We start from the raw sequence: 25001 nt of genomic DNA on the forward strand, positions 1-25001 counted from the left end.
CCGACCTAGTAATCATCCTGCGACATGCTCTCTTCGTCGGCAACCGCTTGTATTTCCTCGGAACCGATGCTGATGAAGCGGTAGCCGTCCGCGGCCTGCTTCTTTAGCGCGCGTTCTTTGATGAACCTGGGACTGGCTTCCCCGCCGTCGTCATACACGAGCAGAATGCCATCGGTTTTGCGGAGGAGCAAATCGTCTCTGGCCGTGAACTGCCATGGCCCCTGGTAGGGACTCTTGCTGACCGGCGCGTAGAAGTCTACCCCCTTCATGACCTCCTGAAAATAAGCTTTCTTATCATCGTTCCATTGTTCTTCGGGATTCTGGTACGCCGTCAAAATGGAGCATTTCAGGTGAGGGTATTGGGACTTTAGTTCTATTGTCGCCTCAATGGCCCACAGGTCCACGCCGTATTGTCCGGGGGTGATTACCCACTGGAGGCCTTCTTCCAGAAGGGGAACCAGACGATTGGCGATCGCTTTGCGTATATAAGGAATGCCTTGATGTTTGTTATTGTAAATACCGAGCTCATGGGCTCGATATCCGGTAATCAGAATGTTTTCCAATCGAGCACGCCTCCTGAACAGAATTAGGTCTAGTGTACCTTTTTCGGAAATTTTGATCAACGGATGTTACAAATCGTATAGAATGGGTAAGTAATCCGGAATACATATTTTAGGAGGAAATTCGATTGAAGAAGTGGACAGCAGTATTACTAGGGGCAATTTTGGTAATGAGCATGACAGCATGCGGCAAAGACAACAAAGCAGCAGATGATGCCGCAGCAACACCGCCTGCAGCGGAACAAGGGACGACGACTCCGGCAGAGACGCCGCCGGCTAAAGAAGAGCCGAAGGAGGAGGCTTTGCCGACCGCTGACGAGCTTCTTCAAAAATCGGCCGAAGCTTCGAAAAACTTGAAGAGCTTTGCCATGAAAGCCGATGTCAAGCAGCACATCGTTGTTGAAGGCGCAGAGAAACAGGAGCAAAACGTTGATATGTCGCTCGATTCGGAGCTTACGCTCGAGCCGGTGGAGATGATGCAGAACGTCGTGATGGATTCGCCGGAAGGCAAGGTCGAGATGAAGCAGTATATAACGGAAGACGGCATTTACATGCTCATGGATGGTCAATGGATGCAGGTTCCGAAGGAATCGGAGCAGGAGATCCGCGACAGCCTGGATCCGAGCAGTGCGAGTCCTGAGCAGCAGGTAGAGCAATTCAAGACCCTCGCTAAGGACTTCAAAGTAACGGAGGACGGAGACGCATACGTCCTGACGGCGGATGTCTCCGGCGACAATCTGAAGGAGCTTGCCAAGTCTATGATGAGCCAAGCGGGCAACGATCCGCAGATGGAAGCCATGATGGACCAAATGGATATCAAGAGCATTCATATTACTTATGGCGTGCAGAAGGAATCTTACCTGCCTGTAACAACGGATTTGGACATGGTGATGGCAATGGAAGCCGAGGGTCAGAAGGTATCCTTGGATATGAAAATGAAGAGCGAATACTCCAAGCATAACGAAATCAGCAAAATCGAAGTGCCGAAGGAAGCATTGGAAGCGAAATAATGCATCTCGGCTGATGGAACAAGAGGAATATGAATCGTCATATTCCTCTTGAAAAAGGCTGCCCCGGTTCTCCGTAGATGTTCTACGGACCGGGGCAGCCTTATTTAATGGAATCCGTTTCATCTCAACGGCAGGGTCAAGGCAGCGGTTTCCTCCATGATTGCACGAGGAAGCTTGCCATTAGGCGTGCTTGTGTTAACGGTCCGCGGCTCATGTATCTTGCGGCATCGCCAAATTCAAGGTTTAGCAACTTCGACAATGACGCTGCCGAACAATTGACCGTCGATCGAGACCATAATGCGCCAAAGTCCCGGGGAAGGAAGTGACATGGAGGTGGGTATGGCTGCATCGGCACCGTTTAAGGGGGAAGGCCTTAAACCGGCAACCTTAAATACATCGATGATCTCGGACGAATTTTGTTTCACCGCGGTAATGACGAGATCCCCCGTTAATTCTTCGTCACGACCCCAGAAATGCCACATGTATTTGTTCGGCTTGCCAGCGATAAGGTCTGGATATATAAAGCCCAAGCGCCCTTCGACGCCGCTCATGGCATAACTGCCGGACACGAAGCTCGGGCTCGGCTCCCAACTGCTATCCGGCACATCAATAACGATATCGCCGTATTTCTCATGATCCACCATTACGTCGAAACGCCATAAACCGGAAAGCGGCAGTGCGAATCGGGAAGAAACTCGCGCAAAGTCACTGTAAGCCATATCGGAGGTAATCTTGGTCTCGGCAAGCTCCTCAATGATAGTTCCCGTATCCCGGTGAACGGCGGATATGCTGATCGTTTTCCCTTCAAGCTCTTGGATCGGGGTTAATAAATTCCACCAGGCTCCGGCCGGAGAGCCCGCGGCAGCTTCCCCGCCCGGAAAAACCTGAAGTTTATCCACGCCATCCACCGTGTATACGCTTCGGGGAGTCCACTTGGCTGCGTATCCCCAGCCCTGGATGGGGATCATCCGTTGAAGCGCAGGGGACTCGCGCCATCCCCATACCGCCGCTATGAGAAGCAGCGCCAATACGCCCGCGGTCATGCTGATAAGACGCGCTGGAGCTCTTCGTCGTTTACGGCTTATGGCGCCGTTTGCGGCGCTCTGCGATACATCGGATTTCATCTTCGCGGTGAACATCGGCTCGTTGAACGGAGGGGAAGCAAGCTCCTGCATCCAATCCGGCTGCGGCTCTTGTTCGGTTTTCATGGGATATCCGCTCCTTTCAACATCGTTTCCATCCGGGCGCGCGCCCGGTGCAGTCTGGACTTGATCGTTCCTTCGGATAGGCCGAGCAGCTGGGCCATTTCTTTTCGCGGCAGCTGATAGTGGAATTCCAGGATCAGCACTTCCCGGTATTTGGGCGGCAGCTCCATCACGCATTTCCAGATCTGCGAGACGGCCGCAGCATCCATGAACTCTTTTTCCGCGGAAGGCTCGGTCTGCTTGGAGGTGATCCAGCCGGTTAAAGACACCCTTGTCATGAAGGAGGATTTGAGATAGTTCAGGGAAAGATTGCGGGTGATGGTTAACAGCCACGTTCTGACCGAGCTTCGGCCCTCAAAATCATTCCAGTGCTTATAAGCCCTAAGGAACACGTCCTGACTGATATCGTCCGCCGCATCTTTGCGTTTCGTTAAGAAGAACGCATAGTTCCACACGTCCTGGCCGAAGGACTCCATCCAGCCGCTCAGCAGCGTGCTTGGATCATTCACGGCTACCATAGATTTAAGGGTCTCCAATAGCATCACCTCGAATATTAGACAATCGAAACATAAATCGGTTCCCGAATTTCCCGCAAAAATTTGAAACAATTTAACCTGCAAATCGTTGTATGAATAACAGGGATGCAGGAAATCGAGGAAGGGGAGCAGGGGCATGCATTTGTATTTTAAGGATAACTTTTTTAGCTCGGGGATAACAGATATTATGGATAGGGAAGGCCGCGTAATAGGAAGCTTGGACTTGAAGAGCGCTTTCGGCTCCTCGCTGGACGTGTATAACGCCGGGGGAGAGACCGTATGCAGCGGCTCGTTCCGATTCTTCTCGAACAAATGGAATATCACGGGCGGCAATGGGGAAGAACTGGGTCTGCTGCGCATGCGGATGAGTTTCTTTACGAAAAAATTCGAATACGATGCGGGGGCGCGTGGCGTGTATGAGATCACTTCGCCTGCCTTTTCCAATGAATATGAAATAACGGATGAGACCGGAAGGGTCATCGCCCAATTTTCCCGCATTAGCGGCTGGCTCCAAGCCGGAGCCTATCAGCTGCAGAATGAGAGCGATGTTCTCGATGACTGGGAGCTCGTTGCCGTCGTGATGGGCATTCACCAAATACGCAAACGCAACAACAGCGCCGCCGCTTCGAGCTCTCATTAAACTTAAGGGAACCCAGATTAGATGATGAGGAGGAATCAAGCATGGACGAAGTCAGCGATCATCTGGATTATGGATTAACCCTTGTATTTATCGGCTTTAACCCGAGTCTGCGATCGGGCGAAGTGGGGCACCATTACGCAAACCCGCGCAACAATTTTTGGAGGATCCTGCATAAGTCCGGTTTGACTCCACGCTTATATGAAGCCGCAGAGGACGGGGAATTGCTTAAACTGGGTTATGGATTCACCAATATTGTAGCCAGGCCCACCCGGGGCGCGGAAGACATTACCCGCGAAGAGTACAGGCTCGGAAGAGAGACGCTGCGGAAGAAGCTGGAGGAATACAGACCGGAGGTTGCCTGTTTTGTCGGCAAGGGCGTGTATACCGAATACAGCGGCAAGGCCAAGGCGGACTGGGGAATCCAGCCGGACTCCGTCGTAGACGGCGTCCGTGAGTTTGTAGCTCCATCGTCCAGCGGGCTGGTGAGGATGCCCATGGATGAAATAATCGGAATTTACAGGCAGCTGCATGATTGGATATCGAGGAACGAGTTCTGATTTGGAAAGTTCGGATGAAACGATTCACAGGCAGGAAAAAGAGGAACGCCAAAAGAGAAGCCGGACACGATTGGTCGGGCTCAGGGGCGTTCCTCTATTTTTAGAGAAATACAGTGTTGACTTCGGAGGGAACCCCCTCCTACTCTCCCAAGAAAAACTTCCGCTGCATGCAGTCGGTCTTTCGAGAGAATACGTCGTTAGATGGTTATCTTCCGGCTATTCCGGACGTTTCAGCAGCGCGGGATCGATCCGCGGCACGAGCCCTTCATCGGCTGCGCGGTTCAGCAGGGCGGAAATTGCTGCATAGCCGTCTTCGCCCAGCTCTGCGGTAAATGGATTGACATATAAGTCAATGTGGGCATCGGCGACGTCCGGGTCCATTTCCTGTGCGTGCCGGAGGACATAATCCCGGGATTCCCCGGGATGTTCCCAGGCGTATTCGACCGAGGAGCGGATCCAGCTCGAGATGCTGGCCAGATCCAGCGACCTGCGGGCCACGATCGCTCCCAGCGGGATCGGCAGATTCGTATCGGATTCCCACCAGCTGCCGAGATCGGTCATCAGCTTCAATCCGTAGGACGTGTACGTGAATCGCGCTTCGTGAATGACCAGCCCGGCATCGATGGCACCGTCGCGGACAGCCGGCATGATCTGGTCAAACGGCATCACCACGATTTCGCCGAGTCCCCCGGGTACGTTTTGGGCGGCCCACAGGCGAAACAACAGATAAGCCGTGGAGCGCTCGCTCGGAACGGCTACTCGCCGGCCGGACAGCGCTGCCGGACTGTCCGGGGTCTTTCCGCCCGTCAGCTTGTCCGCCGTCAGAACGAGAGGCCCGCAACCGCGGCCGAGCGCTCCCCCGCAGGGCAGCAGGGCGTATTCATCCAGCACCCAGGGCAGCGCGGCATAGGATATTTTCAAGATGTCATGTTCCCGATCCTCGGCCGCCCAATGATTGGTGATATCGATATCCGCATAGGATACATCAAGCTCGGGAGCACCGGGAATAAGACCGTGAACCCAGGCATGAAATACAAATGTGTCGTTGGGGCAAGGGGAAAAAGCGATTTTCATCGTAGCACCTCCGGTAGTAATGAACTTGCTGTCTCAAGCGCCTGCAGCGCCTCCTTGATCTTCCATGCGCCGCGGTCCCGCGGACCGACCTGATTGGATATAGTACGGATCTCAAGCATGGGTACCCCGGCTGCAGCGGCAGCGGTGGCTACGCCGAACCCTTCCATCGCTTCGGCGCAGGCGTTCGGCACCCGGCGGAGAAGGCTGGCGGCCGTCGCCGCCGTTCCCGTCGTGGTGGATACGGTCAGCACGGGACCAAGGGTCACGGCTGCGCCGGCATCCTCCAAGGCCTCGACAAGCTTGCCGGCAGCGGCAGCATCGACCGGAATCCGATCCGTTCCGAAGCCGAGCTCCTGAACGCTGCTGAAGCCGTCTTCGGTTTCGGATCCGAGATCCGCCGCAAGGATGAGGTCCGCAATGACGATGGAGCCAACCTCAGCTTGACCGGCAAAACCTCCGGCGATGCCTGCGCTGACAACGAAATCGTAGGAGGTTTGCATCAACTGTCGGGCAGTCGCGGCCGCCGTTGCCGCCGGACCGACTCCTCCCGCGATAACCTCGAATCCGGACGCATTCTTTAGGCCGCGCAACACGGCATCTTTTTCGGCATCAACCGCCGTGACGATAAGCACGCGCTTGGAGGAATGCGGGGCCGAGCTATATGACTCGATTGTATCTACCGAGTTGGATTGGGTATGTTCCTGCATGTGAGTTATCTCCTTTTTGGCTGAAACGTTAAGCATCTCATCCCTTTTACGTTATAACGTTCCGGTGGCGATGTAAAGTCTTCGGTTCAGGCGGGACACTTTATGTGTAGCAGCAACTTTCCGATATAGAGTATAATGAAGGGTAACTAGCATACATACATCATGGGTAGATTCGGAGGTTGGATAGCTTTGCGGAAGAAGGGTGCGAACGGACAAGAAAGCCGGGCAAGACTACTGATTGTTGCCGCCAATGAATTTGCGAAGTCAGGATACCATCAGACCAAGATCAGCACCATCGTTTCCCGGGCAGGATTGACGCAGCCGTCATTCTATTTGTATTTTGAGAGCAAAGAGGCGATTTTCAGGGAGCTGATGGAGAAATTTCGTTCGGAGCTTAAAGGCCTGATCGAGGGAAGCCGGTTGGAGAGCGGAATCGATGAGGCTCATGTGACCGGGCGTTTGCTTGGCGTGCTTACGGGGTTGTTCACGTTTCTTGGCAAGGACCCGGATTTGACGCAAATCGGTTTTTTTATCGGGGATGATTCCGCCATCGTAAAGGCTGAAATGGCAGCCATGATCGAGCAAAATCTGAAGGGAGAGCAGCAGGACGGGTACTTTGACCGTGATTCCGACATGCACATCGTTGCGGAGTGCCTGGTCGGCGTCATCGAAAGGCTGACCTCCCAGCAGCTGCTGACAGGCAAGCGGACTCCTGAGGATCTTGCGCGTCACGTGGTTAGTTTATTTATGCACGGCATTAGCATCTATCCGGCTAAGTGAGCAGTACGGGCAACCCAAGCCTCGTTCATGCAGGAACGAAATGCAGATGCTTGAAATCATAGAAACAGGCTGTGAACATGGTTAAGGGGAACCTGGAACAGCCTGTTTTTTGCTGCTGTACGCTGCCAAATTCTAGCAAGCGTTTGATCTTTTTCAGAGAATTGCAGTATATTCATTATACGATATGTAACCGGTTGCAACTGGTGGATGGCACACGAAGGATCAAGAATCGGGGGACTCATTCATGAAGAAGATGATGCTGGTGTACGGCGCTCTTATATTGGCTTTTCTCACCTATGTGTTCATGTACAGGCTGGAAGACAAGCGCTCCTCGGCCTGGGAGGAAGGCGGGCTGCACGGCAGCATGGGCGAGAATTACGTCATGGTCACATTTCAATCGGGGATGGAATATTGGAAAAATATATTGAAGGGCTTCGAGGATGGAGGGGACGCGCTCGGCGTAACCGTCGATTATCGCGGGTCCACGCAATATGACGTGGAGGAACAGATTACCGTCCTGGAGCAGGTCATCGCGAAGCGTCCGGCCGGCATCGCCTTATCGGCCATCGATTCGAAGGCGCTGACGTCCACGATCAATAAGGCCGTGGATGCCGGGATTCCGGTCGTCCTGTTCGATGCGGATGCACCTGACAGCAAAGCGTATTCTTTTCTTGCAACCAACAATTACAATGCAGGGGTTGCGGCCGCGGACAAGATGGCGCAGCTTCTCGGCAGGGAAGGGGAAATCGGAATTGTGACCCAGCCCGGGCAGCAGAACCATGACGACCGCTCGGAGGGCTTCCGGGACACGTTGGCGCAGAGATATCCTTCCATGTCCGTGGTGGAGATCAGGGAAGGAAAAGGGGATACCCTCGTTGCCAAAGAGGCTGCGGCGGACATGCTGGGCAAGCACCCGAATCTCAAAGGGATCTTCGTGACGGAGGCCAGCGGCGGAATGGGCGTGGCGGATGCCGTTATCGGCGCGGGTAAGGCGGGCCGGGTGACCATCATTGGATTCGATACGAACAAGGGGACGCTGGACCGGATTTCCGACGGAACCATCGCGGCTACGATCGCCCAGGGTACTTGGAATATGGGCTACTGGTCCTTGCAGTATTTATTTCACCTGCATCACGGACTTACCGTACCGGCCCCGACGCTCGGGAATGACGTGTCGCCGCTTCCCGTGAGGGTGGACACCGGAATCTCGATTGTGACCCGAGAGAATGTGAATGATTATTATGCGAAATAACAGAGTGGAATCCTGGCGCAAAGGCATTTCCCGTTGGCTGCGGTTCGGGGATTTGCCGCTGAGATACAAGCTGGTCATCCTGTTCCTCATGGTTGGGATCCTGCCCTCAATCGCTCTTGGCGTTCTTGTCAATTGGACGGTAAACCGCATTGTGGACCAGCAGGTAACCTCGAATACCATTCAACTGATCGGAAAGGTCAACCAGACCCTGGACAATGATATGGAGAATCTGCAGAACATTACGTATTTGATCGGCTTCGACCCTCGCACGGAACGGTTTCTGCAAGGGGACATTCAAGGGGATAAGCCGGCGGCAGGAGCCGATGTTCCTTCGGGAACCTATCGCCCGCAAACGTCCCCGGTCAAGCAGGATAATGAGGAAAATTACGAGATTAAGCGATACCTTCAAGGCTTCACGACGCTGTATCCGGAAATCGCCTCCATTCTTCTGGTCAATCGCGAAGGAGCCTATATCAGTAACGAAATGTACGCGCGCAGTCCGGCGAATTTGACGGAGGAAGAATGGTACCGCGAGGCCGTTTTAAACGAAGGGATTTTTACCGTGCTCGGCCATCCGGCAGACCGTAACGTCACCACCCACGTTCATTACGGCAACGAGGAGCTGGTGTCGGTCGTACGCTCGTTTGTGGATCCGGATACGAGGGAAGTGACCGGTGCGGTATTGATCGACTTGAAGCTGCGGGCGGTCGCCAGGGCGGTCCGGGATGTCACGCTCGGGAAAAGCGGATATTTGATGGTCGCAGAGGCCGGCGGCTCGAGCATTTATACCCCGGAGGATTCCATCATCCCGTCCATTCCGCCATCGTGGTTTCCCGAAGAGGAGAGCGGCGCTTTGATCCGCGAGGTGAACGGGGAACGGCTGCAACTGATATACGGCACGTCCTCCTTTACCGGCTGGCGGACGATCGGCGTATTTCCAACCAGCGAATCGGTGTATGAAGTGCGGGAGATTCGTTTTTATATGATCTGTTTCTTGTTTATAGTGTGCTTGTTTGGGGTTACGGCGTCCTACACGCTTTCGCAGTCCATATCCAGGCCGATCTGGCAGCTTATGTCCTTCATGCAAAAAGCCGAATCCGGGGATTTGACGATCCGCTACTGGGGAAACCGGCAGGATGAGGTGGGCATGCTCGGCCGCAGCTTTAACCGCATGCTCCTGCAGATCCGCAAGCTGATGAAGCTGAGCGAGCTGCGGGAGAGGCAGAAGCGCGAAGCGGAGCTGCGCAGCCTGCAGGCGCATATTAAGCCGCATTTTCTGTACAACACGCTGGATACGATCCATTGGATGGCCCGCAAGAAAGGGGCGGATGACGTATCGGATCTGGTAGAATCCTTGTCGCGGCTGTTTCGGATCGGGCTCAGCAAAGGCGATGATATCATTCCCATGTCCGACGAATGGACGCATATCAGCAGTTACTTGCAGATCCAGAAGACGCGTTACCGCGACAGGCTGCAGGTTGAGATGGAGCTATCCCCTGAAGCCGAGAGACTGCACGTCCTGAAACTTATCCTCCAGCCGATGGTGGAGAACGCGATATACCACGGCATTAAGGCCCGGAGAGGCCCGGGGCGAATCTGGATCCAAGCACAAGTTGAGGATAATGTGCTGGTGCTTGCCGTACGTGATGACGGGGCAGGTATGCCTGCGGAGCGGCTGGAGGCACTTCGCAAGCAGCTTGCCGATCCGGTAACGGCCATGGAGGCGCCTCCCGAAGAAGGGCCGGGTGCAAGCCGAAGCTACGGTATGCTGAATGTACAGGCACGTATCAAGTTAACGTTCGGGGAGACGTACGGAATTATGATTGACAGTATAGAGAACGAGGGAACCACGGTACGGATTACGCATCCGCTGCTGCATGCCGTTCCTTCGTCCTCCGATCATGATGGGAGAGACTCACGATGAAGAAAGCGTATCAAGTCTTGATTGCCGACGATGAGCCGATTATCCGCGAAGGGATTCGGGATGCGGTCGACTGGGGGGCACTCGGCATGGAAGTGGCTGCCGAAGCGGAGGATGGCGAGGAAGCGCTGGAGCTTGCGCTCAGCCAGCCGATTGACATTATGCTGGTCGATATGAATATGCCGTTCCTGGACGGCATCGGGCTCATGAAGCGAATGAAGGAAGAACGCCCCGCATGCCGGTTCGTCATTATTACCGGCCATGACGAATTTGCTTATGCGCAGGAAGCGATCCGGCTCGGGGTTAAGGATTATATATTGAAGCCGGTAAATGCGGAGCATCTGATTCAGGTGCTCAGCAGCGTTCGAGATGAGCTGAACGACCATCAAATCCAGGAAAGCTATCTGAAGAAGGCGTCCGAGCAAATCGAGAAGAACATTCCGCTGCTTCGGGAACGGTTCTGCCTCGAATGGATGCATGGCCTGCTGGATGAGGAGGAGGCGATCGAGCAGCTGGAGTTCCTGGGACTGCCGCCTTGCCGTCCCACCCGGATCGGCATCGCCAGATGGCCGGAGATGGCGGCTCCGCAGCCGTTGATGAAGGAAAGCGACCGCCAGCTGTATCTGTTCGCGATGGAAAATATAATCGCCGAGTTGTTTCATCCCGCACCCTGCGTTTTGTTTCGGGACCATACCGGCTGGATCGGCATTTGCTGCTGGGGAGAAGCGGATACGGAGATTGCGGCCGATGCCGAGCAGTTGATCCAGAAGTACTTGAAGCTGGCCGTGAATGTACATCTGGAGCCGGTTTCGGAAGGGGCGGACGGCGCGGTTGCGGCCGCCTACGAGGCTTGCCGGGAAGGCGTATTCAAGGAGGCGCAGCTGTCTCCGCTGGTACGGCGTGCCCGGCAGCTCATCCAGGAACAGTATGCCGTTCGGGAGCTGACGCTGGAATCTTTCGCCCAGGCCCTGCAGGTATCGCCGGTCTATCTGAGCCGGATGCTCAAGAAAGAGCTGGGCACGTCCTTTATCACGCTCATGACCCAGACGAGGATTCAGAAAGCGATCCAGCTGCTCAACGCCACCGAGCTGAGCATCCTGGACATCGCGGAGCGGGTGGGGTATGACAGCCAGCATTATTTCAGCACGGCCTTTAAGAAGGTGATGGGGGTGTCGCCGAACCGGTACCGCAAAGGGGCGGCGGTTCTGGAAGAATAGACGAGACGAAGAGCGGAGCCCACGGTAGGTAGCGATAAGAAGCGGAGAAGCGGTGATTGCGTTCCATGGCAATCCCGCTTTTTTTCTTGCAATCCGAGGGGACTCATCCGAGATAAATTTTTTGTCGAATCGTTAACGTTTGTTAATTATTATTGACATCCTTTTTTGCTAGAATGGCGGTCAGGACCATGGAATCATGGACAACATGCACCAGAGTCTCTATTCCTTGCTATTTACTCACTATTTATTTTAAGAAGGGGGGATTCCATTGCGCAGATTGAAAAAAATCGCGATGCTTCTGCTCGCATTCCTGATGATCATGCCGAATCTGCCGCAGCCGGCGCATGCCGCATCCGCGGCCCCCGCCGGCATCAAAGGAATCGGAGCGGGATACCTTCATTCCTTGCTGATTGCCGGAGACGGCACGGTTTGGACGATGGGGGACAACAGTGCGGGAGCACTGGGCAACGGTACAACGGATAATGCATTCCGACCCGTACCGGTGACCAAATTCGACGGTACGCCGCTGGGAAACGCGAAGTTCGTGACGGGCGGAGGCTATTTCTCGGTCGCGCTGCTGAATGACGGCACCGTATGGGCCTGGGGCAGGGGAGTCTATGGGACGCTCGGCAACGGTGCATCGGATAATCAGCATCGTGCCGTGCAGGTAACGGAGTCCGGCGGCGGGCCGCTAACGAATGTACGCAGCATCGCCGCGGCTTACAACCATGTTCTGGCCATCAAGGAAGACGGATCGGCTTGGGGGTGGGGATCCAATTCCAGCAGCACGCTTACCGATTATTATGACGTCATCAATCCCCGGGCCGTACGCATCAAGGCGTCAAGCGGATCTTATCTCAACGACGTGAAGGCCATAGGGGCGGGCGAATACCATTCCGTTGCGCTGCTGAACGACGGAACGGTATGGGCCTGGGGCTACGGAGGCTTCGGAGCGCTGGGCAACGGATCAACGGCCGACTCCGACTATCCGGTACAGGTGATCGATTCTGCCGGACAGCCTTTAACCGGCATTGCCGATATCCAAGGCAATCGATTGGGCGGCATGGCTCTGAAGGGAGACGGAACCGTCTGGGCTTGGGGATACAATGAGAATTTTAACCTGGGCAACCCGGGACTGACCTCTTCCAACACGGCGATTCAGGTTCAGCAGGCAGGTTCCTTGCCGCTTACGAATGTAGTCCGGATATCCGGCGGCGGCCGCTTGAGCATGGCTCTGAAAAGCGACGGAACCTTGTGGTGGTGGGGCATGCAGAATCGGAACCTCCAAGTGGCAACAAAGCTGCTCGGCGACGCAGATCTATTCGCTGCCGGCGACAACCATGCCCTTGCGATTAATGCGGACGGTACCGTATGGGGCGCAGGCTGGACCAGCAGGGGAGAACTGGGCATATCGGATGCCAGCCCTTTGGTATATTACACGTCTGCGCTGCAAGTATATCCGGCCCGGACGCAAATCAGCGCCAGTCCCGCTTCCATCGACGCGGACGGGACCAGCAAGACGACGGTCACCGTAACGCTCAAGGAAGGAAGCAACTATAACATCGGCAGGAGCGAAGGGACCGTTCAGCTTAGCACGACAGCGGGTACGCTCGGTCCGGTCACCGATCACGGGGACGGGACGTATACGGCTGAACTGACGTCGTCCAAGACGACCGGAACCGCAACGATTACGGGCATCATTAACGGTTATCCCATGAGCGCAAGCGGCACGGTGAAGTTCAATCCGCTTGGCGCTTCGGCCGTCACTTCAACGGTCACCGCGAGCCCGGCATCGATTCCGGCGGACGGCAGCAGTATCTCCACCGTGACGGTGCAGCTGAAGGATAGCAACGGAAATCCGTTGACGACGAGCGGCGGTACCGTGCAAATGAAGACGACCGCCGGTACGCTGTCCGGCGTGACGGACAGGAAGAACGGGACGTACACGGCACAGCTGAAAGCGCCCGTTTCCGTCGGTACGGCAACCGTAACGGCGGAGCTGGGCGGAACGCCGATCGCGCAGAAGGCAGCGGTCACGTTCGTCCCGGGAGCCGCATCGGCTTCGGCATCCACGATCAGCCTGGGGCAGAACACGCTCACGGCCGGAAGCGGAAGCACGGCGGTGACCGTCCGCTTAAAGGATGCGCACGGCAATCCGCTGGTGTCCGGAGGCGACACGGTAACGATCCAGTCCTCGCACGGCACGGCCGGGAGGGTAACCGACCATGGGGACGGGACCTATACGGCTGTGCTGACGGCAGGCACGGCCGCCGGCAGCGGGACCGTCAGTGCCGCGGTGAACGGGGCGGCGATGCAGCAGAAGGCCGCGATTCAGATTCTTCCCGCGGGAGCGTCCACGCAAACCTCGGAACTGTCAGCGGCTCCCGTCTCGATCGTTGCCGACGGCAGCAGTAAAACGATGCTGACGGTACGGCTCCGGGATGCCTACGGCAACGCGTTGACGGCTTCAGCAGGTACCGTGTCCATGAGCACAAGCGGCGGCACCATCGGGGCCGTGTCCGACAAAGGCAACGGAACCTATACCTCGACGCTGAGCTCGGCTTCCACGACCGGTACCGCTGAAGTATCGGCCAGATTGAACGGTTCTTTGATCAAACAAACGGCCGTTGTCTCGTTCGTCCCGGGGGCCGCCTCCGCGGACAAATCCAGCCTTGCCTCTGCTTCAGGCAGTCTCCAGGCCGGATCGGGGACCACGACGTTAACCGTAAAATTGAAGGATGCGCGAGGCAATGATCTCGTGACAGGCGGCGATGCCGTGACGATGCAGGCCAGCATCGGCTCCATCGGTTCCGTTGCGGATCAAGGCAACGGAACGTATACCGCGACGCTGACGGCGCCGACGGCAACGGGCATGTCGGTCGTATCGGCATCGGTTAATGGCGTGAGGCTCGCGCAAACGACGAACGTAAGCATCGTGCCCGGCCCCGTGTCTCTGTCGGCATCCACGATCAGCGCCGCGAACGCAAGCGTACCGGCTAACGGAACCGGCACGACCAGGGTTACCGTGGAGCTGAAGGATACGCATGGCAATCGTTTGGCTGCTTCGGGCGGTACCGTAACCTTGTCGGCTACTGCAGGCAGCCTGAGTGCGGTAACGGATCACGGCGACGGGACGTACAGCGCGACCTGGACGGCGCCCACGACCGCCGGAACCGCAACGGTGTCGGGTTTTGTCAACGGCTCGGCACTTGCCGGCAAGGCAAGCTTGAACTTCGTTGCCGGAGCGGCATCGCCGTCAGCGACGAGCCTGTCGATCAACCCGGCTTCGATTACGGCAGACGGAGTCAGTACGGCCGTCATTACGGTCCAAGCGAAGGATGCCTACGGCAACCCGGTGACGCAAGGAGGCGACGCGGTATCCGTCGAAACAAGCGGAGGCACGCTCTCCGCCGTCACGGACCGCGGTAACGGCACTTATACGGCTACCGTTAAGGCGCCGACGACTGCCGGCAAGGCCGTCGTCCGGGCCGAGATGAACGGCAAGACCGTCACGCAGACGGCGGACATCGCGTATGTTCCGGGCGCCGCTTCTCCGGCAACATCGCTCCTCACAGCGGGGGCGTCCGCGCTCCCGGCTGACGGGTCAAGCACAACAGCGCTGACCGTGCAGCTGAAGGACGTCTACGGCAACAACCTGACGTCCGGCGGCGACAGGGTGAGTCTGAGCGCGACCGCCGGCTCGATCGGAGCGGTAACGGATCATGGGGACGGCACATACTCGGCCGTGCTTACGGCACCGACGGTTGCCGGTCCGGCAACGATCACCGCGACGGTGAACGGTGCAAAGCTATTGCAGACCGCGTCCGCTGATTTTGAGCCCGGAGCGGCTTCGGCGCGCGAATCGCTGCTGACGGCAGCATCCCCGGCGATGCCGGCTGACGGCGCCAGCACAACAACCGTGACGCTGCAGTTGAAGGATGCCTTCGGCAACGAATTGAAGACGGGCGGTGATACGGTCGTGTTAACCACGACGGCCGGAACGTTGGGCAGCGTTCAAGACCATGGCGACGGCACGTATTCAGCCATGCTGACGGCCGGCACGGTTTCCGGTTCAGCCGTCGTATCGGGTGCCGTAAACGGCGTGCCGTTGGAGCACCCCGTATCGGTGGATCTTCTCGCCGGGGCGGCATCCGCGGCCGAATCGATCATCGAGACGGACAGCAAAGCAATCACCGTGGGCGGCAGCACGTCAACGGTTGTCACGATTCGGCTGAAGGATGCCTTCGGCAATGCGTTGACCGCAGGAGGCGACAAGGTCCTGGTGGAGACGACGGCCGGAACGCTGGGACGGATGACGGATCATCATGACGGTACGTACACGTCCATATTGACGGCCGGCACGGCGGCAGGCGAGGCCGTCATCACGGGAACGGTCAACGATGTGCCGCTGGCGCACACGGCGTCGGTGCAGTTCATGCCTGGCCCGGCTTCGGCGGACCAAACGATATTGTCAGCCGACCGGGCAGTCGTCACCGCTGACGGGCTAAGCCGTTCAATCGTGACGGTACTGCTGAAGGACGCTTACGGAAACGAGCTCCGCTCCGATGCCGGATCGCTCCAGCTTAAGCTGGCGTCGACGCTTGGCCTGCTGACGGAGCCGAAGTACGAAGCGGATGGCCGTTACACGGCCGGCGTTGCATCGAATAGGGCCGGAACAGCCGTCATTACCGGAACCTTGGACGGCATTCGGATCGCCTCGGCAGTGACGGTATCCTTCGAGCCGGGCGAGCCTTCGGCGCTTCGCTCGACGGTCGATGCGGACCGGACCGGGCTGACGGCCGACGGCAAGCAATCCGCGCGGATTACGGTGCAGCTGAAGGACGCCGCGGGCAATACGGTTCCGGATGACGGCGGGCCCGCGGACATTCGGATTCATTCCTCGATCGGCACCGTTTCCGCGGCTGTATATGAGGCCGAAGGGCTGTACACGGCATCGCTGATCTCAACCGAGGCCGGCATTGCCGTCATTACGGCATCCGTGGACGATAGCGAGCTTGCAGATACGGCGGAGGTCGAATTTCTGCCGGGTCCCGCTTCGGCCGCTGCATCGGAGCTTTACGCCGACAGCGGGGCAATCCCGGCTAACGGCTCTGCTGCCTCGACGATTACCATCTCGGTGAGGGATGCCTTTGGCAACAACACGGGGAGCGGGGCCGATATTCGGCTTGAAACAACGCTTGGCACCGTGACGGAAGCCACGTACCGCGAGAACGGCGTGTTTACGGCGGAAGTCCGTTCAACCGAGCCGGGAGTGGCCGACATTCGCGCCTGGATCGGCGGCGAGCCGATTCGGGATGGCGTGCAGGTGACCTTTGCCGACGGCATATGGTTTACGCCGCCCTCGTACCGACTTCAAATCGGCGAATCGGTGCGCACGGTCGTCGAGGTGACTTACGGGGATGCTACCTCGGACGTAACCGCAGATGCCCGCTTTCAATATGATGATGGGCTGATCCGGGTGGCGCGGGCCGAGGACGGTTCCTGGTATGTCACAGGTCTTCGTACCGGGCGTACCGTCATGCAGGCCGTCTATGAGGCTGATGCCGGCAGGCTGTCAGCCGCCGCCCCCGTCACGGTTTATGCCGTGCCGACCGGATTGACCCTGGATGCTTCCCGGTATGAAGTGAGGGAGGGCGAATATCGCCAGATCCGGGTAACTGCACATTACTCGGACGGCACGTCCTCCGATGTGACCGCGGAAGCTGCATACCGTCTTGCAGACAGAGGCTATGCATCCCTGAATGCAGCGGGCCGGCTGCACGGCATCCGGTCAGGGAAATCGTCCATGACCGTGACCTACGAAGGTTTAAGCACCACAGCCGAGGTTGCCGTTTTGCCGCCGGCTCACTCAGGCGGTGATCCTGGTTCCGGCGGAAGCCCGGGCAACGCCGTCGGCCTGCCGGGCGATGCCGGCGGGGTGAAACCGCCCGCAGGGGAAGATCGCGGTCTCACCGTCGATCTGGTGCTCGACGGTGAATCCGGCCAGACGATCACGCTCGAGCACGAACAGCTGAGTTCAGGCCGCATCGTGATTGAAACGAAGGGCGGAACGAAGGAATGGTCGCTGCTCATGAAGCCTGCCGTCGTGGAGCGGCTGCAGGAGCTTGTCAGCGGCACGGTGTTGGAGTGGCGCACGCCGCAGGGCGTATTAGTCTTCTCACTGGCTGAACTTGGCGAGCTGCCATCGGATTTATCTGCGGCTTTCATCGGGCTCACGATCAGAACGGCCGATGACGAGACGGAGACGAGACTCGTGGAGCTCTCGCGAAAAACGGGAGCGAGTATGCGGCTTAAGCCGTTCTCCGTGTCGCTGAACGCGTGGAAGCCGGACGGAACGGCGCAGCCGCTGGCAGATGGCCGATTATCCGCTACCTTCGCGCCTTCAGAGCGAATGCTGGCCGACGGCCGGTATTTGACGGCAGCTTACCTCGATGAAGCCGCCGTACAATGGAAACACGTTCCGGCCCGTTTCGCTTCGGCCGAGAATGCCCTTCTCACTTTGAAGGCATCGGGAACCTATACCGTTCTGGAGAGCCGGCGCGCATTCACCGACATGAGCGGGCATTGGGCTAAAGCCGACGCCGAACTGCTCGCGAACAAGCTCATCGTGCAGGGGACGGAGGGCGGCCGTTTTGAACCCGGCCGCTCCATCACGCGGGCGGAGCTTGCCGCCATGCTGGTCAGGATGCTGGGGATCCATCCGAGCGGAGCGGCCGCGGTTCCTGCTTCGTTCAACGACGTAGCGGGCCGATGGTTTGCAGCCGACGTTCAAGCCGCCTATAAGGCGGAATTGATCCAAGGGTATGCGGACGGCAGCTTCCGTCCGGATGCTGCCGTGACCCGTCAGGAAATGATCGTCATGATCGCAAGGGCGATGGAAGCGACGGGACTTGGCAAGGAGGCCGAGGGAGCGCCGCTGCAATATGCCGACGATGTCAAGCTTGCATCATGGGCTCGCGGGGCAGTCGATCAGCTTTCGCAGGCAGGACTGTTGACGGGCGACCAAGCGAACAGGCTGGCGCCGGAACGGGCGGCAACGCGCGCGGAAACGGCGGCCATCCTGGCAAGAATGCTGCAATCGGGCATGTGATCGCAGTATGGTCGGCGGGCGTTAGTGCCCGCCGGCCTTTTTAATTCCATGGATGCATGGAAAGAGAACATCTGGTTGCGGGCGGATATACGCTGCAGCATGGAGAGAGCCTCCGGTTCGTTGGCATACAACAAACCGGGGGCTCTTTTTGATGACGATAAAGTCATTCGGACCGGTTCCCATGGAGCATATTGTGCACATCTCGCAAGAATGCCGAACAACAAAAGTATGAAAATTATAAAAAAGGTTGTTTTCGTGGAAAGACCCCTCCACCCGAACGGAGGTATCCTTTTTAGTACAGAGAGGCTTTTCGAACCTTCGGTTGTAAGCGCTCTCGATTTCATTTTTCGGAAAGGGGAACTACCGATGAAGAGAGGATTGCCAGGATTGCTGATCGCGGTGCTGCTCTTGGCCCTGACGGCCTGCAACCTCGCCGAAAGCCAAACCGGCGATGCTGAGAAGGGTTACGTCGGCCTTGCGATGCCCACCAAATCATCCGAACGCTGGGTGGCTGACGGGAAGAACATGGAGCGGCTGTTTCAGGAAAAAGGGTATAAAACCGACCTTCAATTCGCCGAGGACGTGATTGAAAACCAGATTTCCCAAATCGAGAACATGATTACGAAAGGAGTCGACGTGATCGTCATCGCTTCGATCGACGGCAATACGCTGACCGACGTGATCAAGAAGGCCCATGATCAGGGAATCAAGGTCATCGCCTACGACCGGTTGATCCGCAACACCGAGCATTTGAGTTATTATGCCACCTTCGACAATTTCCAGGTCGGCGTTCAACAAGCCTCCTATATTGAAGAGAAGCTTGGCCTGAAGGAAGGGAAGGGGCCGTTCAATATCGAGCTGTTCGGCGGATCGCCGGACGATAACAATGCTTACTTCTTCTATGACGGCGCGATGTCCGTGCTCAAGCCTTACATGGATTCGGGCAAGCTTGTCGTTCGGAGCAAACAGACCACGATGGCCCAGATTGCGACCCTGCGCTGGGACGGCGCCCTGGCCCAGTCGCGGATGGATAACCTGATCAGCGCCAACTATTCCAGCGAGAATCTGGACGCGGTGCTGTCGCCCTACGACGGGATCAGCATCGGCATCATCTCCTCGCTTAAGGGCGTAGGCTACGGGACGGCCGGCAAGCCGCTGCCGATCATCACGGGTCAGGATGCGGAGCTTGCTTCCATTAAGTCGATCGTGGCCGGTGAGCAAACCCAGACGGTGTTCAAGGACACGCGCCAGCTCGCCGAGCAGGCGGTGAAGATGGCGGAGAGCGTGCTGAAGGGAGAAGAGGCCGAGGTGAACGATACGGAATCGTACGACAACGGCATCAAGGTCGTGCCTGCCTATTTGCTTCCCCCTGTATCCGTGGATGCTTCCAACGTGGAGAAAGAGGTTGTGGAGACGGGCTATTATTCCAAGGAAGAAATCGGATTGAAATAGTCTTAAGCAGCGAACACGAAACGATAGGAAGGTGAAGCAAGATGTCAGAGTACATTCTTGAAATGCGGAACATTACGAAAGCGTTTCCCGGGGTGAAGGCGCTGGACCAGGTGAATCTGAAGGTTCGCGAAGGCGAAATCCACTCCCTGTGCGGGGAGAACGGAGCGGGCAAATCCACGCTGATGAAAGTATTGAGCGGCGTGTATCCACACGGCTCGTATGAGGGAGATATTTTGTTTAAAGGCAGCGTCTGCGAATTTAAGAATATCAAGCAAAGCGAAGACCTGGGCATCGTTATCATCCATCAGGAGCTTGCGTTGATCCCTTATCTGTCGATTGCCGAGAACATTTATTTGGGGAACGAGCGCGCCGAGAAGGGAATCATGAACTGGAATGAGACCATGCTGGGAGCCAAAGAACTGCTGGATAAGGTGGGGCTCAGCGAGAACCCGAACACGCAGGTCGGCAGCATCGGCGTCGGCAAGCAGCAGTTGGTCGAAATTGCGAAGGCCTTATCCAAGAAGGTGAAGCTGCTTATTCTGGACGAGCCGACGGCGGCGCTCAATGAGGACGACAGCGAGAATTTGCTGGAGCTGATGCTGGAGTTCAAGAAGCAGGGAATCTCCTGCATCCTGATCTCCCATAAATTGAACGAGGTGTCGAAGGTATCGGATTCCATCACGATTCTGCGTGACGGCCAAACCATTGAAACGCTGGATATGAGAGGCGGCGAAGTGAACGAGGATCGGATCATCCGCGGCATGGTCGGCCGGGATTTGACGAACCGCTATCCGGAGCGGACCCCGAAGATCGGGGAGGTCATCCTGGAGGTTAAGGATTGGACGGTGTATCACGAGCTGCAAGCAGGCCGAAAAGTGATTGACAACGTGAGCATGAATATCCGCCGGGGGGAGGTCGTGGGCATTGCCGGGCTGATGGGATCCGGCCGGACCGAGCTTGCGATGAGTATTTTCGGCAGGGCTTACGGCCGGAACATCACGGGTACGCTTCGGAAAGACGGCAAGGAAATCCGGAATCAATCCATCAACGAGGCGATTGAAAACGGATTTGCTTACGTGACCGAGGACCGGAAGGAATACGGGCTGATCCTCATGGACGATATCAAACGCAACATCTCGCTGACCGGACTGTCCAAGCTGGCAAAGAACATGGTCATTGATGATCGGGAAGAAATTCTCGTGGCGGAAGACATGCGGAAGAAGCTCAAGATCAAAACGCCGAACATTCTCCAGAAGACGGGGAACCTCAGCGGGGGGAATCAACAGAAGGTTGTGCTGAGTAAATGGATCTATGCCGAGCCCGATATCCTGATTCTGGATGAGCCGACGCGGGGGATTGACGTCGGGGCCAAATACGAAATCTACGCGATCATCAACCAGCTGGCGGATGAGGGGAAGGCGGTGCTTGTCATTTCCTCGGAGCTGCCTGAAATTTTAGGGATCTGCGACCGGATTTATGTCATGAGCGCGGGACGGATGACCGGAGAAGTTGGCAGAGAGCAGGCTTCGCAGGAAACCTTGATGAGATACATGACCAAGAATGGAGGGGCTTAAGCATGGAGACGCTCAAAAAAATGTTTAAAAACAACATCCGCCAATACGGGATGATCATCGCCCTTGTTGTCATTATGATTTTTTTCCAAATCATTACGGGAGGGCTGCTGCTGGAGCCGATCAACATCACGAACCTGATTCTCCAGAACAGCTATATTCTCGTACTGGCCATCGGCATGGTGCTTGTCATCATTACGGGTCATATTGATTTGTCGGTCGGTTCGGTAGCCGCCTTCGTCGGCGCCGTTGCTGCGATCATGATGGTCGATATGCAGCTGCATCCAGTCATTGCCGTCATCGTATCCTTGATCGTCGGCGGTCTGATCGGAGCATGGCAGGGATTCTGGGTGGCTTACGTGAGGATACCGGCCTTTATCGTAACCCTGGCCGGCATGCTCCTGTTCCGCGGCCTGACGATGATTGTGCTGGAGGGCCAATCCATTGCGCCGTTTCCGGGCGGCTTCCAGAAGCTAAGCTCCGGCTTCATTCCGGACTTCGGGAACACCGGCACCAATCTGATCGCGATTCTGGCCGGCATCATCTTTACGGTTATTTTCCTGATCAATGAGCTGCGGGAACGAAAGGCCCACAAAAAATACAACTTCGACGTTCTGCCAAGCGGCTTGTTCCTTCTGAAGCTGGTGCTCATCGCGGCCGTGATCAATGCCTTTACGTTCATGCTGGCTAGTTACGCCGGCCTGCCGAACATCCTGATTCTGCTGCTGGTGCTCATTATCATCTATTCCTTCGTGATGAACAAAACCGTGATGGGCCGTCATATTTATGCGCTTGGCGGCAACGAAAAAGCGGCGGCGCTGTCCGGCGTGAAAACCAAGAAGGTCACGTTCTGGGTATTCGTCAATATGGGCGTCATGGCCGCCATCTCCGGTTTGATTTTTGCCGCCCGCTTGAACGCGGCGACGCCGAGAGCCGGTACGAACTTCGAGCTGGATGCCATCGCGGCGAGCTTCATCGGCGGCGCTTCGGCCACCGGCGGGATCGGGACGGTCTTCGGCGCGATCATTGGGGGGCTCGTCATGGGCGTCCTCAATAACGGGATGTCGCTCGTAGGTCTCGGCATCGACTGGCAGCAAGGCATTAAGGGCCTGGTTCTCCTCGCGGCGGTAGCCTTCGACATTTACAATAAGAAGAAGAGCAGTGCCGCTTAATCTATACGGTGGCGTTATATCATAAAATGGCTGATTCCGGGGTAGAAGGTGCTACCCTGGATCAGCCATTTATTTTGCGTATTGGTTACATTTTGATCGTAACTCTTCGGGTGATCAGCCGAATCAGAATCATTGCAATCAGGATGACGGCCAGGGAGCCTGCGAGCGAAACCGGCAGCGTGACGGAAAAGTCTGTCGTGACCGGCAACCACTGTTCCCATATGGAAGCCAGCTCGAACTGCCACAATGCATCCATAAAGCCGATCAACACGAGGGCAACGGCGATCCATCCCAAGCCGCGAATCCAGCCAAACCGGTAAAATCCGGATCCAATCATCCACCCCATCAGGTAATAGATGAAGATTTGGATACCGTAGGAAACGAGCGTCAGCAGCCAGCTGTTGTCGAACTCCTGCAGCAGTCGGGTGCTTCCCGCATCTTGTGATGCAAACAGCGAGACAATCCACTGGATCAGAGCCGCGGCAACCGGAAATGCCAGGGACAGATAGACGGCCGCTAAAGCGGAACCACCAAAGAAATCCCGGCGCGTAATGCCGTGTCTTACATAATAGCTCAGAAAACCGTAAGCTGAAATGATGCCGATGACAAGCATAAATCCTTTGGTGGAGCGGTAAGCGATGGAGAAGAAGTCCTCATCTGATATTCCTTCCCGAACATTGATGCCAATGCTGTTGCCGATGCCGGCTCCAATATAGATCAGCAGCACAATCGTTAGAAAACCCAAGGCCCAGCTGCCTTGTTGAATAAACATTTCCGTCGATACTTTGCTTACGGGCGATGACGTCTTTTTCATGCGGAATATTCCTCCCCCGTCAGATGGATAAACAAGTCCTGGAGCGAGATCGGCCCGATCTCAAGTCCTGCCTTCAATGCGGCTGATTGAGATGCCTCGCCCAGATCCCCGTAGACCATGACGGCCTTGGTGGAACCGAGCTGCTGCACGTTGAGCACCTTCATGCCCTGGATGAATTCGTCCACCTTGGCCGCGGGGCCCGTAATGGATACACCCCTGGACGTAAGGCTTTCATAATCGTCTTGAAGAATGAACCGGCCTTTGTGGATGATAATGACTTCCTCAAACAAATAATCCATCTCCGATACCAAGTGGGTGGAAAGAATGAACGTACGGGGATGGCGCTCCTGGTCCTTCAGCAGTTCCCGGTAAAAAATTTCGCGCGACGGCGCATCCATGCCGAGATAAGCTTCATCCAGAATGGTAACCGGCGACCGGCTGGCGAGGCCGATGCATACGTTAAAAGCGGACTGCATGCCTTTGGAGAGCTGCTTGAGCTGTTTATCCAGGGGCAAATTGAATTTGCGGGCAAGCTCCAGGGCATAAGCCGTATCAAAATGGGGCCGGTACCTGGCAACGGATTCAATCACGGCCTTGACCTTGTCCGTCTCCTCTTTATAGTCGACATCGTAGATGAAGGAAACTTCCCTCATGATTTTGGCATTTTCGAAGGGCTGCTCGCCGCCAATCGTAACCGATCCCGACGATGGTTCGCGAAATGAAGCCAGGATCGACAGGAGCGAGGTTTTGCCTGCGCCGTTGCGACCGAGGAGACCGTAAATTTTGCCGGCCGGGAGGCGGAGGGAAATATCGCGGACGGCTTCGACGCTGCCGTATGTCACCGATACCCGATCTAACTGTACATCAAGATTCATGGGGTTCACTTCCTTTTAACTGGGTTATGATTTGAACAAGCTCATCCGTGGACAAACCGAGTTTGTCCGCTTCCTGTACCATAGGCACCACATAATGTTCCGCAAATGCACTCTTTCGGGTCCGGAGCAGCATTTCCTTGGCCCCCTCAGCAACAAACATGCCGACACCTCGCTTTTTATAGATGAGTCCGGAATCAACCAGCAGGTTGATGCCCTTCAACACCGTAATGTGATTGATTTTGTAAAATTGGGACAGCTGCGTCGTGGAAGGAACCTGTTCACCTTCAAGCAATTGGTCATTGACGATCTGGTCCTCGATCTTTTCCTTGATCTGGATGAACAGGGGCCTATTATCTGGATGCACGGTACCGCTCAATAAGAATCACCACCTTGCCTTCATTATCCTGTTAAGGTTATATGCTTATATATATGACTATATAACCAAAACGTGAACGGCATGTCAAGCATTTGGTTGAATATCATACCTCCATCGAGACGCTTTAACAGCGAACAACGACAAAAAAGGCCGACCAGAAGGATCTGGTCG

Annotated in this window: 19 protein-coding genes; 11 read left to right on the top strand and 8 right to left on the bottom strand. The window is 56.3% G+C overall.

The window, feature by feature from the left end; all coding sequences use genetic code 11:
- Positions 1-5: 5 nt before the first annotated feature.
- On the bottom strand, positions 6-563 hold the full coding sequence (locus MHH82_RS06900) for a DUF1273 domain-containing protein (RefSeq protein WP_340964619.1): 558 nt from the start codon (positions 561-563) through the stop codon (positions 6-8).
- 125 nt (positions 564-688) lie between these two features.
- Between MHH82_RS06900 and MHH82_RS06905 the strand changes: the two genes are divergently transcribed.
- A complete protein-coding gene (locus MHH82_RS06905; RefSeq protein WP_015733878.1) occupies positions 689-1570 on the top strand; it encodes a DUF6612 family protein in 882 nt (293 codons plus the stop codon).
- A 236-nt stretch (positions 1571-1806) separates the two neighbouring features.
- Here MHH82_RS06905 and MHH82_RS06910 read toward each other — a convergent pair whose 3' ends face one another.
- Together MHH82_RS06910 and MHH82_RS06915 are read right to left on the bottom strand one after the other, a co-directional pair.
- The gene (locus MHH82_RS06910) at positions 1807-2778 is read right to left on the bottom strand and encodes a DUF4871 domain-containing protein (RefSeq protein WP_145038712.1); all 972 of its coding nucleotides are present in this window, start codon (positions 2776-2778) and stop codon (positions 1807-1809) included.
- Entirely contained in the window at positions 2775-3293 is a 519-nt protein-coding gene (locus tag MHH82_RS06915; RefSeq protein ID WP_009591721.1) for an RNA polymerase sigma factor, read from the bottom strand. Before MHH82_RS06915 ends, MHH82_RS06910 begins: the two co-directional genes overlap by 4 nt.
- 154 nt (positions 3294-3447) lie before the next feature.
- Here MHH82_RS06915 and MHH82_RS06920 point away from each other — a divergent pair, with 154 nt between their 5' ends.
- A complete protein-coding gene (locus MHH82_RS06920) occupies positions 3448-3951 on the top strand; it encodes a hypothetical protein (protein WP_145038711.1) in 504 nt (167 codons plus the stop codon).
- Positions 3952-3992: 41 nt separating this feature from the next.
- Complete coding sequence (locus MHH82_RS06925; RefSeq protein ID WP_015733882.1) at positions 3993-4508, top strand: mismatch-specific DNA-glycosylase; 516 nt, start codon at positions 3993-3995, stop codon at positions 4506-4508.
- Between the two features lie 216 nt (positions 4509-4724).
- Here MHH82_RS06925 and MHH82_RS06930 read toward each other — a convergent pair whose 3' ends face one another.
- Together MHH82_RS06930 and MHH82_RS06935 are read right to left on the bottom strand one after the other, a co-directional pair.
- Positions 4725-5582: a 1,4-dihydroxy-6-naphthoate synthase gene (locus tag MHH82_RS06930; protein WP_251499337.1), complete on the bottom strand. Its 858-nt coding sequence runs from the start codon at positions 5580-5582 to the stop codon at positions 4725-4727.
- Complete coding sequence (locus MHH82_RS06935) at positions 5579-6289, bottom strand: futalosine hydrolase (RefSeq protein ID WP_251499334.1); 711 nt, start codon at positions 6287-6289, stop codon at positions 5579-5581. Before MHH82_RS06935 ends, MHH82_RS06930 begins: the two co-directional genes overlap by 4 nt.
- Positions 6290-6478: 189 nt before the next feature.
- Between MHH82_RS06935 and MHH82_RS06940 the strand changes: the two genes are divergently transcribed.
- From MHH82_RS06940 to mmsB, 8 genes are all read left to right on the top strand, one after another.
- Positions 6479-7069: a TetR/AcrR family transcriptional regulator gene (locus tag MHH82_RS06940; protein WP_340964633.1), complete on the top strand. Its 591-nt coding sequence runs from the start codon at positions 6479-6481 to the stop codon at positions 7067-7069.
- Positions 7070-7313: 244 nt separating this feature from the next.
- Entirely contained in the window at positions 7314-8321 is a 1008-nt protein-coding gene (locus tag MHH82_RS06945) for a substrate-binding domain-containing protein (RefSeq protein WP_015733886.1), read from the top strand.
- Positions 8302-10245, top strand: a complete 1944-nt coding sequence (locus MHH82_RS06950) for a cache domain-containing sensor histidine kinase (RefSeq protein WP_445661959.1) — start codon at positions 8302-8304, stop codon at positions 10243-10245. The genes MHH82_RS06945 and MHH82_RS06950 overlap by 20 nt, the downstream gene beginning before the upstream one ends.
- Entirely contained in the window at positions 10242-11459 is a 1218-nt protein-coding gene (locus tag MHH82_RS06955) for a response regulator transcription factor (RefSeq protein WP_340964641.1), read from the top strand. Before MHH82_RS06950 ends, MHH82_RS06955 begins: the two co-directional genes overlap by 4 nt.
- 268 nt (positions 11460-11727) lie before the next feature.
- Positions 11728-18570, top strand: coding sequence for an invasin domain 3-containing protein (locus tag MHH82_RS06960; protein ID WP_340964644.1), 6843 nt, complete (start codon positions 11728-11730; stop codon positions 18568-18570).
- A 366-nt stretch (positions 18571-18936) separates the two neighbouring features.
- Entirely contained in the window at positions 18937-20022 is a 1086-nt protein-coding gene (gene chvE / locus MHH82_RS06965) for a multiple monosaccharide ABC transporter substrate-binding protein (RefSeq protein ID WP_036662480.1), read from the top strand.
- A 41-nt stretch (positions 20023-20063) separates the two neighbouring features.
- Positions 20064-21596, top strand: a complete 1533-nt coding sequence (gene mmsA, locus MHH82_RS06970; RefSeq protein ID WP_340964648.1) for a multiple monosaccharide ABC transporter ATP-binding protein — start codon at positions 20064-20066, stop codon at positions 21594-21596.
- Between the two features lie 2 nt (positions 21597-21598).
- Entirely contained in the window at positions 21599-22765 is a 1167-nt protein-coding gene (mmsB, locus tag MHH82_RS06975; protein WP_009591707.1) for a multiple monosaccharide ABC transporter permease, read from the top strand.
- Between the two features lie 85 nt (positions 22766-22850).
- On the opposite strand, the gene MHH82_RS06980 is transcribed toward mmsB, so the two are convergent.
- From MHH82_RS06980 to MHH82_RS06990, 3 genes are read right to left on the bottom strand one after another with little or no spacing between them, the layout of a single operon-like run.
- Entirely contained in the window at positions 22851-23579 is a 729-nt protein-coding gene (locus MHH82_RS06980) for a hypothetical protein (protein ID WP_015733893.1), read from the bottom strand.
- Complete coding sequence (locus MHH82_RS06985) at positions 23576-24454, bottom strand: ATP-binding cassette domain-containing protein (protein WP_015733894.1); 879 nt, start codon at positions 24452-24454, stop codon at positions 23576-23578. Before MHH82_RS06985 ends, MHH82_RS06980 begins: the two co-directional genes overlap by 4 nt.
- Positions 24444-24830: a GntR family transcriptional regulator gene (locus MHH82_RS06990; protein ID WP_015733895.1), complete on the bottom strand. Its 387-nt coding sequence runs from the start codon at positions 24828-24830 to the stop codon at positions 24444-24446. Before MHH82_RS06990 ends, MHH82_RS06985 begins: the two co-directional genes overlap by 11 nt.
- Between the last annotated feature and the right edge of the window lie 171 nt (positions 24831-25001).

Source organism: Bacillus sp. FSL K6-6540, from assembly GCF_038007545.1.